This is a genomic window from Salinibacterium sp. SWN248, from assembly GCF_015864575.1.
Lineage (GTDB): Bacteria > Actinomycetota > Actinomycetes > Actinomycetales > Microbacteriaceae > Rhodoglobus.
Genome location: NZ_JADYWW010000002.1, coordinates 446,236 through 458,475, shown reverse-complemented (window position 1 = coordinate 458,475; position 12,240 = coordinate 446,236). Strand labels below are relative to the sequence as shown.

Genomic DNA, 12,240 nt, shown 5'->3' with positions numbered 1-12,240 from the left:
GGGTCTGCCTCCTATTCATTCGTCTGGGGGACGATTTTTATGGGGAGAATTCCGTTTTTAACGGCTTTTGTCACAGTAGTGATTGTCGGAGTAGTACCGTTCGTCGGGGGAGGCGGACCTGGTCTTACTGACAGTGCAACCGCTAGCGCCGCCGCACGGTCGCCGCTGTTTGCATCTACCGCCACAGCGCCGCTCGAAGAGTCGGTCGATGTCGTCGCGATTGCCAGCATCGAACGCGTCACCGAAGAGTCACTGGCTGCAGCAATCAAGGCTGAAGCCAAGTCGCTGACCACTGACTCCGAACACCTCGCTCAGAAGGCTGTGCCGAAGCCGAAGCCGATTGTTGTCGCATCGACCGGCACCGCGTCCGTTGATCAGATCCGTGCAGCGTACGCTTCCGCAGGCCAGTCCTGCCCGGGCAATGTTGGTGGCGGCGTCTCTGGTGCACCAAGCCGTAGCTCATCACAGGGTGTCGCCGGCACGACTTCGGGCGACCTGGCATCCTTTGCCTACGCCTACAACTCGATCCGCGTTGCTAACTGCTTGCAGCCCATCGCGCTGTCGAACTTCCGCTACGACTCCTGCATGGAAGAGCGCCTCTTCTGGATGGCAGAATCGCCAAGCTCGAATCCGCTCGACGGTTGGGGCCACAACGGCACCACTCGCTCCGACGGCGTTGCTGCTCGTGGTTGCGACGGAAACCTTGCTGGCGGTTCGGGAAACAGCGGCGCCACCGTCGCATCCAAATGGTGGGAATCGTATTCACACCGCGCATCTCTTTACCGCCCCGGTGTCAGCACCGGTGGTGCGTGCATCGCCTTCGCAATGACCCATGGCGGAATCGATGAGCCCTATAGCTTTACCCGCGCTGCAGCACGATGGACGTACTGCTAGGCCCACTCGAAGCGCTGGGTTGGAACATCCGGGTACTATAACCGGGTGACTGATTCAGCCAGTAGTGAGCCAAAAGCGCCGGGAGGAATACGCGCGTTTATAACTCAACACCCCACCGCATCCACGGTGACGGTTGCGGCGGTTGTATTCGTACTACTCGCAGTAGTAGCAGTATTCGCCGGAATTTCGGTTGGCTCCGCTAACTCGGCAGTTGATGTCACCCCAGACGAAGTCACTGCAGAGCAGCGGAGCCAACCGGATGTTACCCCCGGAGCGATCGCGGTGCGCACGTGTTCTGTTGAACCACTTGCTACGGTCGCGACCTTCCCCTCGCTTGTCGGCGTAGTGACGGATGCCGCTACGGGCGACGTGCTGTGGGGCCGTTCTGCCGACAAAGCGGCCAGCCCCGCGCACATCGTGACGGCGATGACGGCGGCTGCAGCGCTTCAGGCTCTTGGCGCTGACACCCGTATCAGTACCAAAGTTATCGACGGTTCATCAGCTGGCGTGATCGTGCTGGTGGGTGGTGGTGACCCGACCCTCGCGACGACCAATGCGTCGTACTATCGTGACGCTCCCCAGATTTCAGATCTCGCCTCGCAGGCAATGACACGGTACGAAGAGCTTCATCCCGGTATTCCGATCACCGAGATCGTGCTGGACTCCACGCTGTGGAACACGAGTGATGCCTGGGATTCCAATTGGCCCGAGCGTGAACGCACCGGCGGGTACCACTCGTATGTCACCGCGCTCATGGTGAATGGGGATCGCGCTGACCCCACTATTGCGATCAGCCCGCGCGGCACCGATCCCGTGCAGTCTGCTGGCCAAGCATTCGCTCAGGCCGCTGGTTTGCCCGCCGTCACGTTCTCGAACGGCGCCGCGGTCGGTTCCACCGTGCTGGCTGAAGTAAAGTCGCAGCCCATCAGTGTGCTCGTCGAGCAGATGCTGATCAGTGGCGATGACTCCTTGGCTGAGTCGCTTGCCCGCCTCGTCTCTAAGCAGCAGGGTCTCAGCGGCGCTGCAAGCACTCTGAACCAGGCCATCCAAAGCGTGCTGTCGGATGCCGGCCTCGATGATGCCGGAAGCATCACCATCACTGATGGCTCCGGGTTGAGCCCCAAGAACCAAGTCCCGCCGTTGTTTGTCGCGCAGTTCATGGCGGCAGGGGCATCGGGCAGTGGCGCAATCGCGACAGCGCTATCGATGCTTCCGGTCGGAGGCGAAAGCGGTGACCTCTACAACCGTTTTGAGGGTGATGCCGCTGCGGCATCCGGTCACGTGGCTGCTAAGTCGGGATGGACGAACCAAGAGCACTCCCTCGGTGGCGTGCTATTTGCCGAGGACGGCACTCAGCTGGCTTTCGCGTTCTACGCGATCGGCGAGGGGATCTCCACCGACGCACGCACCGCGCTAGACAACCTCGTTGCCGGCGTCTATGCCTGCGGAAGCAATCTCTCCAACTACTAGGGCGCTCTGCGCGGCCAGTTGCGGCCTGCGCGACTTAGACTGGCAGCGTGGTTGCTGCACTCTTCATCATTGATGTCCAGAACGATTTCACCGAGGGTGGCGCATTAGGCGTCGACGGCGGTGCCGCTGTGGCGGCCGGAATCACCGACTATCTGCGGGCCAATCCTGATCGCTACGACGTCGTGATCGCCTCTCGCGATTGGCACGATGCTGACAACAGCAACGGTGGCCATTTTGCGACGGATGCCGAACCCAACTTCGTCGACACGTGGCCGGTTCACTGCGTGGCAGGCACGCCCGGTGCGGAGTACCACTCCGCCCTCGATACCTCGCTCGTGAACGTGCACGTGCGCAAAGGGCAGGGAGTTCCGGCGTACTCGATCTTTGAGGGCACGACGGACGATGATGAAACGCTGCCGGCGTTGCTGCAGCGCCTTGGCGTAGACACTATTGACGTCGCCGGGCTCGCAACCGACTACTGCGTTCTTGCTTCTGCACTGGATGCCGCCGGCAGCGGCCGCGAAGTGTCGGTGCTGACCGGGCTGGTCGCTGGTGTCGCCCCCGAGTCGAGCACAGCTGCTCTGGCCACGATGGCAGAGACGGGCATCACGCTCGTCTCTCACGAAGCGTGATGCGCGAATGACGGATTCTCCTGAGGAGCTTCACCTTCCCGGCTTCGTGGCCGAGTCTGAAGTTCTCCCGCCCAGCAAAGGTTTGGGCTGGCGATTGCTTGCCCTGCTCGTGGGGCTGGGGCTTGTTATCGGGATCGCCGTGGCTGGTGGTGCCGCACTGTTTACTGCCATCTGGCCCACGACCGCAACGCTGTGCGATGCCTCTGATGGCACCTGCAGCGATGTGTCGCTTGACCAGATCGCCGAGTTCTCTCAGATCGACCTTCCCGCAGAAGCCGAAGTCGAGAGCGTGCAATACGCCACCGTTGAAGGCTCTTACGGGTTGCTCTACGCCACTGTCGTCTTGCCGGAGGGTGCTGCCGACCCGGTGCGGTCCGGTAATTACCGGGTCGCACCGACGCTGTCGTGGGCTGCGGAAGCGGATGCGCTTGGGCTCGACAACCTCCTGCTCTATCAAGGTGTCGAGTCGGTCACCGGGCCCGACTTTGAGGCCGCGAGTGGGCAGCGTGCCGATGGACGCACCGTGATTCTCATCCGCGTGAGTCGGGCACTCTAGCGTGCCCGTCATACCCGTCACCGAGCTCAGCGATCCGCGGCTAGCTGACTATTCGCACCAGACCGATGTGGCGCTGCGTAAAGCGCAGGGCACCGAACACGGTCTCTACCTCGCCGAATCGACCCTCGTATTGCAGCGTGCGCTGCGCTCCGGTCATCGCGTGCGCTCGGTGCTCGCGCTCGGCACTTCGGTGGACGAGATTGTTGACCTCGTCGGCGACGAGGTTCCCATTTTCACGGGCGACGGGTCGCTGCTCGCGGAGCTCACCGGTTACGTATTGCACCGTGGTGTTATTGCGTCGATGCACCGGCCGCCGTTGCCGACTCCCGAGGCCCTGTTGGCGGATGCCCGCCGCATCGTGATTCTCGAAAACGTCGTTGATCCCACCAACGTAGGCGCGATCTTCCGCTCAGTCGCCGGTATTGGGGCAGACGCCGTGCTCGTCACCGAGCAGTGCTCCGACCCGTTCTACCGCCGCGCGATCCGTGTCTCGATGGGAACCGTGCTGCAGGTGCCGTGGACTCGCATCGGCAACTGGACAGACACTCGCGCGCTGCTCACGGCATCCGGCTTTCAGATCGCGGCGCTCGCCCTCGAGGACGGTGCGGTGTCGCTGCGCGATTACGCGGCGGATGCTCCCGAGAAGGTTGCGCTCGTGCTGGGCACCGAGGGCCACGGTCTCACCCGCGAGGCCATCGATGCCGCCGATTCGATCGTGCAGATTCCGATGCGTCACGGCATCGACTCGCTCAACGTTGCGGCGACCGCTGCGGTCGCGATGTTCGCGCTCGCGGTCGAGTAGCCGCTGCAGTAGCGCCGCAACAGCAGCGCGGAGCAGCAGCAGCCGCGTGCCTCCACAGCTGAGCGGGCCGCGCGCTAGCGGGCGGGCGCACCGCCGAAGCGGCGCACCCGCGAACCGCTAAACGAGCAGCTGGTGCTTAGCGAGGTCCTTGTAGAGCGGGGTCGACTTCACGAGCTCGGAGTGGGTTCCGACGCCCACGACCTTGCCCTTGTCGAGCACCACGATCTGGTCGGAGTCGACGACCGTTGAGAGTCGGTGTGCGATCACGAGGAGGGTGCGGTTCTCGGCCACAGCGTCGATGGCTTCGCGGAGCATTTGCTCGTTGAGGCCGTCGAGGCTGGAGGTCGATTCGTCGAGCAGCAGAATCGGGGGAGCGGCGAGCAGCGTGCGGGCGATTGCGAGACGCTGACGCTCACCACCGGAAAGCATCACTCCGTCTTCGCCGACAGCGGCATCCAGACGAGCAGGGTTTCGGTCGAGCACGCCGGTGAGGTTCACCGCAGCGATGACGTTGACGCATTCGTCGTCGGTCGCGTTGGGCGCACCGATGAGAAGGTTTTGGCGGATGGTGCCGGCGAGCACGGGAGCATCTTGCTCGACGTAGCCGATCTGGGCGCGCAGCTCTTCGCGGTTGAGGGCGCGGAGGTCGTCGCCGCCCAGACGCACAACTCCACCGGTTGGATCATAGAAGCGCTCGACGAGGGCGAGGATGGTGCTCTTGCCGGCGCCCGAGGGGCCCACGATAGCGGTGCGTTCGCCGCGCTTCACAGCGAAGCTGACTCCGCGCAGAACCGTGAGGTCGATCTCGTCGGCGGCAGCTTCGGTGCCGGCGTGCTTGAGCGCGGCCAGTTCCGTTTCGGCTTGAACGAGCACCGAGTCGCGGGGGTAGGAGAATTCGACGTTGTCGAAAGTGATGGCGGCATCCGATTCGATGCTGGCGACAGCAACCACGTCAGCGTCAGATTCGAGCTCGCTGGGCAGTTTGATGATCTCTTGGATGCGACCGAGGGCACCGAGCGCCTGGTTGACGGCGGTGACGGCACCGAAGGCTTGGCCGAGCGGCATGATCATGAGGAAGAGGAACAGGATGAACGCGACGAGGTCGGCGATCTCGATGGCGCCACTGGCCACGCGGTAGCCACCGACGCCGAGTACGACGAGGAACGACACCTGAAGGGCGATTCCGGCGATCGGCACCACGAGGGCCGAGATCTTGGCAACGCTGATGCCCATCTTCCAGGCACCGAGAGCGTCTTCGTTCACGGCCTCGATTTCACGCTCGGTGGCGTTGGATGCTCGCAGCGTGCGCACAGCGGAAATCGCACGTTCTACGGCGGCGGCCAGGTCGCCGACCTTGCGCTGAGCGCGCTGACTGGCCACGCGGATGCGCTTCGAGAGCGTCGTGACGGTGACGATCGCGATCGCGATCACGAGCACCGTGAGACCGAGCAGCACGGGGTCGATGATGAGCATCGCGATAAGCGCACCGATGAAGGTGATCGACCCACCGATGGCTTCGACGAGGCCCTGGGTGAGTACCGCGCGCAGCAGGGTCGTGTCGCTGCCGACACGGGAGACGAGGTCACCGGTGCGGCGACGGTCGAACTCCGAGATGGGGAGGTTGAGCATCCGGCTCACCAGTCGACGACGGCTCGAGAGCACGACACCTTCGCCGGTGCGCTGCAGAAGGTAGTGCTGGTAGCCGCTGATGAGGCCCGAGATGACGACCAGGCCGATGAGCAGCCACACGAGAGTGCCGAGCGATTCGCGAGCCTCAACGATCGTGATGACCTGGCTGACGAGCAGCGGCTGGGCGAGCGAAGCGCCCGCGCCGAGCACGCTGAGGATGATCACGAAGATCATGACCTTGCGGTGCTCAAAGAGGTAGGGGAGCAGCTCGCTGAACTTGGCGCGGGGGCCGTCGTCGGGGTTGTCGCGTGATCCAGAACGTCCGCGACGCGGTGCAGCGGTGTGTGAAGTCGAGCTCATGAAGTTTCTCGTTGTCCCAAAACTGGAGGGCGAAGGTGCCGCGAATGTTCAGCGACATCGGCATCAGCAATCAGCCTCTAAAACACTATGCCTTTCCGCTGGATGTTGCGTACAACATCCGGTGTATCTGTGCGGATGCTGCTGCGCCGTTGGGTGGTGAGCGCAGGCGCCGATGAGTGGCGTAGTTGTTCCTGTTGAATGCCGAGCCAGCTACGACTGGAGCGTCGCGACGATGCCGAGCGCGGCAAACACCGCACCCACAACGGCGAGCACAAACACGGCCAGCGCCCACAAGAACAGCGGGGCAGCACTCGTGAGACGGATGCGATCGGTGGATGCCTGAACGAGTTTTGTGTGCACGGTGCGGTATCGGCGGTGCCCCACATAGAACAGCACCGCGGTCAGGATGAGGCCGATCGCGGCAACCGCATAGCTGCCGATGCTGACAGTGTTGAGCAGGAGGCGTGCGGAGACGAGCGCGGCGATGGCAAACGACAGCACGGTGCGCTGCCAGGCGAGGGCGGTGCGTTCCGCTTGCAGGCCGGCATCGAAAGGGCGGTCGAAGGCGCGCGTCACTGGAGGAGGATACCGATCGCGAGCAGCAGCCCGGCCACAACAACGCCGCCACCGATAGGGCCAGCGAGGTTAGGGGAGGGCAGCGGGCGCCCGAGACGCAGCGACTGCTCGGCCTTCATCCAGCCGAACCACGCCTGCATCGGGGCGAGCACGCCCAACAGAATGAGCAGCACGGATGCCCCGAGTCGGAACCCGGGAGCGATCGGCAACACGAATGCCTCCAGTGCCACCCCCGCAGCGATCAGCGCGAGAGCGGTGCGGATCCACGCCAGAAAGGTGCGCTCGTTGGCGAGGCTGAAGCGGGCATCCGGCTCAGTGCCGACGCCGTAGACGCGGCGCGGAAAGCGGCGAGGAGGTGGCTGTACTGGTTCGGTCACGAGCGATCCTTCATGCGTCGATCCTAGCGTCTGGCTTCCGGGTCGTCCCCGGTTGCGACGCTTTCAGAGGACGTGCGGGTCAGACTTAGCCCTGTGAAGCGGCTAGTGGTCGGGAGTGGTCTTCGCGGAGTTCGAATACCACCACAGCGATCCAACCGCGATAAGCAAGACCACGGGCACAGCGGAATTGATGCTGCCCTCAGCCAACCAGCCGACCCACCCTGGTTCGATCCCTATCGACGCGCCAACCTTCGGTCCCCTCAACGGACCAAGTAGGAACGAGGCAGAAAGCAGCAGGACTGTCGCGGAGCTGAACCCCACCACTAATGCCACCCGGAATCGTCTGAGCCTGTTTTTCGCCGCCACGGTCAGTAAGAACGTCACAATGGTGCTCAGCACAGCGATCGCAATCATCGGCAGGAATGGCACGGTGGCTGAGGAAACTGCCGTCACCATGTTGTTGAGATCGAGAATTGCGCCCAGCTTTCGGGCTACAACCTGAGCGCTCAGCATGCCGATGATGAAGACGAACACCACTCCGAGCAACATCCCGTAGATGCCCCAGGCTGCACTTCTCAGCGGGATGTTAATGGGCCTCGGCATTGACGCTGTTGCGTCACGATGTGTGGGCTTGGGGCTTTTGGAGTGCAGCCATAGCAAGCCAACTGACAGAAGAAGTACTAGATGAACGGCGGAGCTGCTTCCTCCGCGATTCAGCCAGCCTTGCCATCCCGGCGCTACGCCAATCATTGGGGTTTCCGGCGTCATGCCGGTGGCAGCGAAGGCGAAAGACGCAATGATGAGGAGCAGTGTCGCGGCGCTAAAACCGCTCGTGAATGCCATCCGCGAGACAGCGGAACGGTTTCGCATGGCCACGGTAAGGGTAAAGACAACCGCGGCACTCAGCACCGCGAGGGCACCCATCATGAGGTACGGAACGCGTGGAGTAATGATCGAAGCAAGAGAATTGTTGAGGTCATACTGCGCGCCAGCCGCAAGTCCCGACGCTTGAATCGTGAGGACGCCGGCGACCAATACGAACACCGCGCCGGCTACGATTCCACAAATTCCCCACGCCTCACTCTTCTTCAAAAAATCCCCTTAGTTGGATGCCGCAGAACTAGGCATCCGGGAGGTGCGCCCGGTCTGCCTCGCTCTCGAGTACTAAAGCTTTCATCAAATTCAGTGGGTAGCAAGCGTGAGGGGCGGGGGAGACGCCGAGGGGCCGCCGCCCGAACTACTCCGTCGGCCTCACGAACTCCTCGATGAAGTCGTAGTCGTCGAGGGAGCCGGTAACGAGGAATTCGCCGAATTCGCCTGCAGGAAGGGAGTCGACGGCCACGCTAGGCGCGCCCTGCCTTATTTCGAGAATCACGGTGCCGGTGTCGGGGCCGCCGCCCAGTAGCTCTAGTCCATCACCCGGGCGAAACACTCCCGTTACCGCTTGGCCAACGATGATGACTACGCCGGGGCCGTCTTCGTACTTCGTGTACTTGTCGTGCATCTGAAAGGCGACTTCGCTGCCGGGCGCCGTACTTTCGATCGGCTCGCTCGTGCCATCCGCCGAAGCTGACGCGCTAGCCTCAGCCGGGATGAACGTCGGCGTTGCGGTGGAATCCGCATCCGAGGGGCTTCCGGGCGTGCATCCGGAGACCGCAATCGCGAGGCCAAAAATCACTAGCGCGGCGAGGGATCGAGCAGTGTGCGTCATTCTCTGTGAGTTTCGCATGCCGCCAGCCTAGGACGGGTCTTGAGTCGACGGCTAGGGTTTCTGAAATAGTTTCATCCCCAATAGTGCTCGTTGTATGAGTTTTCTCGCTCGTACGCTCTACGCTCGCGGGATGGAACAAGTGCGGGAGGTCATTCTGGTGCATGGCCTGTGGCACCAGCCAGCGCACCTGTCGCTCGTCACGCGCGAACTTCGGGAGAATGGCATCCGAGTCATTGCACCGGAGCTGCACCGGGGGTCGCTTGCGGCCGATACCGCCGTCGTTCAGGACGCAGTGGATGCCTGTGCAAGTGCACCGGTTGTAATGGGACATTCCTATGGTGGATCGGTGATCACCGGGCTGCGGGGCGTGCATCACCTCGTATTCGTGGCGGCTTTCGTGCCCGACAGCGGAGAGAGCAGCGCTTCGCTTGGTGGCCCGGAGCCGCTGATTAAGACGGCTCTCATCACTACTAGTGACGGTTCCACCCGTGTCGATCCGTCGAAGGCGGGGGAGTACCTCTACGGAGAATGTTCGGAAGAGGTCAGTGAGTGGGCGACAACCCTGTTGCGCCGTCAAGCTCCGGGACACGGTCGCGGAGTCCCCAGCCACATTGGCTGGCATTCCACGCGGTCGACCTACGTCGTCTGCACCCGGGACCGCGCTCTTGACCCTGAGCTCCAGCGGGAGATGGCGCGTCGTTGCGGCGATGCCGTCGAGATCGCGACGAGCCACTCGCCGTTTATCAGTGAGCCGAAGACGGTGGCGAGTCTTCTGGCTCGCGCGGTTTCGAACTGACGAGTGCGATACCGCTGATTCCCGGATGGGTTCGCGGGGAGCGTGCGACGGTTATTCCCCGCGCAGCTGACGCAACAGCACCGCGGTCGCGATAGCGGCGTTGGCAGCCTCTTCACCCTTGTCCTCTTTTGAGCCTTCAAGCCCGGCACGATCGAGGCCCTGCTGTTCGTCGTCGAGCGTGAGCACGCCGAAGCCCACCGGTTTACCGGTCAGGATCGAGACCTGCGTGAGGCCGCTGGTGGCGGCATCCGACACGTATTCAAAGTGGGGTGTTCCTCCACGGATGATGACGCCGAGAGCAACAACGGCATCCGCCCCAGCATCGAGGGCTGCCTTGCTCGCGACGGGCAGCTCGAAGCTGCCGGGAACCCGCACCTCGGTCACCTCGGCATTGGCTGCGTTGAGGGCACGGTGAGCACCAGCGAGCAGTCCATTGGTGATGACTTCATGCCACTGCCCGGCGATGATCGTGACCTTGAGGCCGGTTGCGTCGGTAACGATTTCGGGGGATCCTGCGCCACTCATCAGAGGCCTTTCGCGGTAAGTCGTGCTTCATCGAGCACGGCGGTGGTGGGGAGTTGGTGACCCATGCGGTCACGCTTTGTTTCGAGGTAACCCTCATTGCCGGCGCCGACACCAACCACGAGAGGAACAAGTTCGGTCACCGTCACGCCGCGCTCTTCGAGCTGACGCTGCTTCTCCGGATTGTTACTGAGCAGCCGCACCGACGAAATTCCTAGGTCTTTGAGGATGCCAACAGCAGCCCCATAGTCGCGGGAATCAGCGGGCAGGCCGAGGGCCAGATTCGCATCCAGAGTGTCGAGCCCATCTTCTTGCAGGCGGTAGGCGCGCAGCTTGTTGATGAGCCCGATCCCGCGGCCTTCGTGGCCACGGAGGTAAATCACCGCGCCACCCTCACGCTGCACGGTCTCGAGCGAGACATCCAGCTGGGGACCGCACTCGCACTTGAGCGAACCGAACGCTTCCCCCGTGAGGCACTCGGAGTGCACGCGCACGAGAGTGGGGCCGTCGCCGGTGTGTTCGAGGGTTCCTGGCGCAATAAAAGCAACATGATCGGCACCGGTCGAGTTGTCGCGGTAGGCGCGAACGGTGAAGGAGCCGTGCACGGTCGGGATCGTGGTTTCGACCTCGAACGTCACCCGGCTCATCTCGGGGATCGGCTCAATCGGTGCCGGGATGGTGTCGCAGCGGTTCTCTTCGAGCCAGCGCATGAGATCCAGAATCGTGATGACGAGAACGCCTTCGCGCGCGCCAAACTCGATCAGTTCGGGCAGTCGCATCATCTCGCCCGAGTCATGCACGATCTCCGAAATCGCGGCAACGGGGCGAAGACCGGCAAGCTTCATCAGATCGACGGATGCCTCGGTGTGACCGTCACGCTCACGCACGCCACCATCGACCGCGCGCAGCGGCATGATGTGGCCCGGGCGGTGCAGACTCGACGGTTGCGAAAGGGGATCGGCGAGCACCCGCAGAGTGTGGGCCCGATCGGAGGCGCTGATGCCGGTGCTGAGACGGTTCGCGGCATCCACCGACACGGTGTACGCCGTGCCGCGGGGGTCTTCGTTGTGAGCAACCATCGGCGGCAGCGCGAGGGCATCGGCGATCTCGTTGGTCATCGGGGCGCAGATGAAGCCGGAAGAGTGGCGCACCATCCACGCAATCCACTCTTGGCTGGCGAGCTCGGCGGAGATGATGACATCGCCCTCGTTTTCACGACCCTCATCATCGGCAACGATCACGGGGCGGCCAGCGCGGATCGCTTCAATGGCCTGGGGGATGGTGGCGAGGCTCATGACCCGCTCCTTTCGTGACGCTGGTCAGCGTCGGTGAACTCCGCCATCCGGGCCACATGGCGTGCGAGGATGTCGGTTTCGATGTTGACGGAGTCGCCCACAGCGAGCGCTCCCAACGTTGTTGCGGTGAGGGTTTCGGGAATCAGCGAGACCTCGAACCAGTCGCGCCCCACAGCACTCACCGTGAGCGAAACACCGTGCACCGCGATCGAACCCTTGCGGGCTACGAGCGGGGCGAGTTCTTCGGTGAGGCTGAAGCGCAGGATGCTCCAGCTACCCTCATCGGTGATGCTCAGAACTGTGCTCGTGCCGTCGATGTGACCCTGCACGATGTGGCCGCCGAGGCGATCGCCGACCTGCATGGCGCGCTCGATGTTCACGCGGGCGCCGGCAGCGAGCGAGCCGAGCGTGCTCATGTCGAGGGTGACGCCCATGACGTCGGCCGTGAACCAGTCGGGGCCCTGATCGACGACAGTGAGACACACACCGCTGACGCTGATCGAGTCACCGTGGCCGGCATCCGACACCGCCTGCGGAGCGCGCACCGTGAGGCGGGCCCCATCGTCGGTCGCCGCAAACTCGACGACGTCGCCGAGCTCTTCAATGATTCCGGTAAACAT

At 63.2% G+C, this 12,240-nt stretch carries 14 protein-coding genes; 6 read left to right on the top strand and 8 right to left on the bottom strand.

Annotation, left to right across the window (positions count from 1 at the left end; translation table 11 throughout):
* The first annotated feature begins 78 nt into the window (after positions 1 to 78).
* Genes I6E73_RS12035 through I6E73_RS12015 form a run of 5 tightly spaced genes read left to right on the top strand, consistent with a single transcriptional unit; the run spans position 79 to position 4,354 of the window.
* Positions 79 to 894 carry a hypothetical protein gene (locus I6E73_RS12035; protein WP_307784304.1) on the top strand — a complete coding sequence of 272 codons (816 nt, stop codon included), beginning with the start codon at positions 79 to 81 and terminating at the stop codon, positions 892 to 894.
* A gap of 45 nt (positions 895 to 939) precedes the next feature.
* The gene (locus I6E73_RS12030) at positions 940 to 2,364 is read left to right on the top strand and encodes a D-alanyl-D-alanine carboxypeptidase (protein WP_197125878.1); all 1,425 of its coding nucleotides are present in this window, start codon (positions 940 to 942) and stop codon (positions 2,362 to 2,364) included.
* A 47-nt stretch (positions 2,365 to 2,411) separates the two neighbouring features.
* The gene (locus tag I6E73_RS12025) at positions 2,412 to 2,996 is read left to right on the top strand and encodes an isochorismatase family protein (protein WP_197107850.1); all 585 of its coding nucleotides are present in this window, start codon (positions 2,412 to 2,414) and stop codon (positions 2,994 to 2,996) included.
* 7 nt (positions 2,997 to 3,003) lie between these two features.
* The gene (locus I6E73_RS12020; RefSeq protein WP_197125877.1) at positions 3,004 to 3,552 is read left to right on the top strand and encodes a hypothetical protein; all 549 of its coding nucleotides are present in this window, start codon (positions 3,004 to 3,006) and stop codon (positions 3,550 to 3,552) included.
* A 1-nt stretch (position 3,553) separates the two neighbouring features.
* Positions 3,554 to 4,354 carry an RNA methyltransferase gene (locus I6E73_RS12015; protein WP_197125876.1) on the top strand — a complete coding sequence of 267 codons (801 nt, stop codon included), beginning with the start codon at positions 3,554 to 3,556 and terminating at the stop codon, positions 4,352 to 4,354.
* A 117-nt stretch (positions 4,355 to 4,471) separates the two neighbouring features.
* Here the strand turns inward: I6E73_RS12015 and I6E73_RS12010 are convergent, their stop codons facing one another.
* The 5 genes from I6E73_RS12010 to I6E73_RS11990 form a co-directional block, all read right to left on the bottom strand.
* A complete protein-coding gene (locus I6E73_RS12010; protein ID WP_197125875.1) occupies positions 4,472 to 6,343 on the bottom strand; it encodes an ABC transporter ATP-binding protein in 1,872 nt (623 codons plus the stop codon).
* A 210-nt stretch (positions 6,344 to 6,553) separates the two neighbouring features.
* Complete coding sequence (locus I6E73_RS12005) at positions 6,554 to 6,919, bottom strand: DUF202 domain-containing protein (protein ID WP_197125874.1); 366 nt, start codon at positions 6,917 to 6,919, stop codon at positions 6,554 to 6,556.
* Positions 6,916 to 7,296 (bottom strand): YidH family protein, encoded by a 381-nt coding sequence (locus I6E73_RS12000; RefSeq protein ID WP_197107834.1) that lies wholly within the window; start codon positions 7,294 to 7,296, stop codon positions 6,916 to 6,918. The genes I6E73_RS12005 and I6E73_RS12000 overlap by 4 nt, the downstream gene beginning before the upstream one ends.
* A 102-nt stretch (positions 7,297 to 7,398) precedes the next feature.
* Positions 7,399 to 8,388, bottom strand: coding sequence for a hypothetical protein (locus I6E73_RS11995; RefSeq protein WP_197125873.1), 990 nt, complete (start codon positions 8,386 to 8,388; stop codon positions 7,399 to 7,401).
* Between the two features lie 145 nt (positions 8,389 to 8,533).
* A complete protein-coding gene (locus tag I6E73_RS11990; RefSeq protein WP_197125871.1) occupies positions 8,534 to 9,007 on the bottom strand; it encodes a hypothetical protein in 474 nt (157 codons plus the stop codon).
* A 130-nt stretch (positions 9,008 to 9,137) separates the two neighbouring features.
* On the opposite strand from I6E73_RS11990, the gene I6E73_RS11985 reads away from it, so the two are divergent.
* The gene (locus tag I6E73_RS11985) at positions 9,138 to 9,803 is read left to right on the top strand and encodes an alpha/beta hydrolase (RefSeq protein WP_197125870.1); all 666 of its coding nucleotides are present in this window, start codon (positions 9,138 to 9,140) and stop codon (positions 9,801 to 9,803) included.
* Positions 9,804 to 9,854: 51 nt separating this feature from the next.
* On the opposite strand, the gene ribH is transcribed toward I6E73_RS11985, so the two are convergent.
* Genes ribH through I6E73_RS11970 form a run of 3 tightly spaced genes read right to left on the bottom strand, consistent with a single transcriptional unit; the run spans position 9,855 to position 12,240 of the window.
* Entirely contained in the window at positions 9,855 to 10,328 is a 474-nt protein-coding gene (gene ribH, locus I6E73_RS11980; protein WP_197125868.1) for a 6,7-dimethyl-8-ribityllumazine synthase, read from the bottom strand.
* Positions 10,328 to 11,620, bottom strand: a complete 1,293-nt coding sequence (gene ribB / locus I6E73_RS11975; protein ID WP_197125866.1) for a 3,4-dihydroxy-2-butanone-4-phosphate synthase — start codon at positions 11,618 to 11,620, stop codon at positions 10,328 to 10,330. Before ribB ends, ribH begins: the two co-directional genes overlap by 1 nt.
* Positions 11,617 to 12,240, bottom strand: coding sequence for a riboflavin synthase (locus I6E73_RS11970; protein ID WP_197125864.1), 624 nt, complete (start codon positions 12,238 to 12,240; stop codon positions 11,617 to 11,619). The genes ribB and I6E73_RS11970 overlap by 4 nt, the downstream gene beginning before the upstream one ends.

Excerpts from the sequence above, each read along its gene's own strand:
- I6E73_RS12020 (WP_197125877.1), top strand. The coding sequence starts at position 3,004 with ATGACGGATTCTCCTGAGGAGCTTCACCTTCCCGGCTTCGTGGCCGAG.
- I6E73_RS12010 (WP_197125875.1), bottom strand. The coding sequence starts at position 6,343 with ATGAGCTCGACTTCACACACCGCTGCACCGCGTCGCGGACGTTCTGGA.
- I6E73_RS11990 (WP_197125871.1), bottom strand. The coding sequence starts at position 9,007 with ATGACGCACACTGCTCGATCCCTCGCCGCGCTAGTGATTTTTGGCCTC.
- I6E73_RS11985 (WP_197125870.1), top strand. The coding sequence starts at position 9,138 with ATGGAACAAGTGCGGGAGGTCATTCTGGTGCATGGCCTGTGGCACCAG.
- ribH (WP_197125868.1), bottom strand. The coding sequence starts at position 10,328 with ATGAGTGGCGCAGGATCCCCCGAAATCGTTACCGACGCAACCGGCCTC.
- ribB (WP_197125866.1), bottom strand. The coding sequence starts at position 11,620 with ATGAGCCTCGCCACCATCCCCCAGGCCATTGAAGCGATCCGCGCTGGC.
- I6E73_RS11970 (WP_197125864.1), bottom strand. The coding sequence starts at position 12,240 with ATGTTTACCGGAATCATTGAAGAGCTCGGCGACGTCGTCGAGTTTGCG.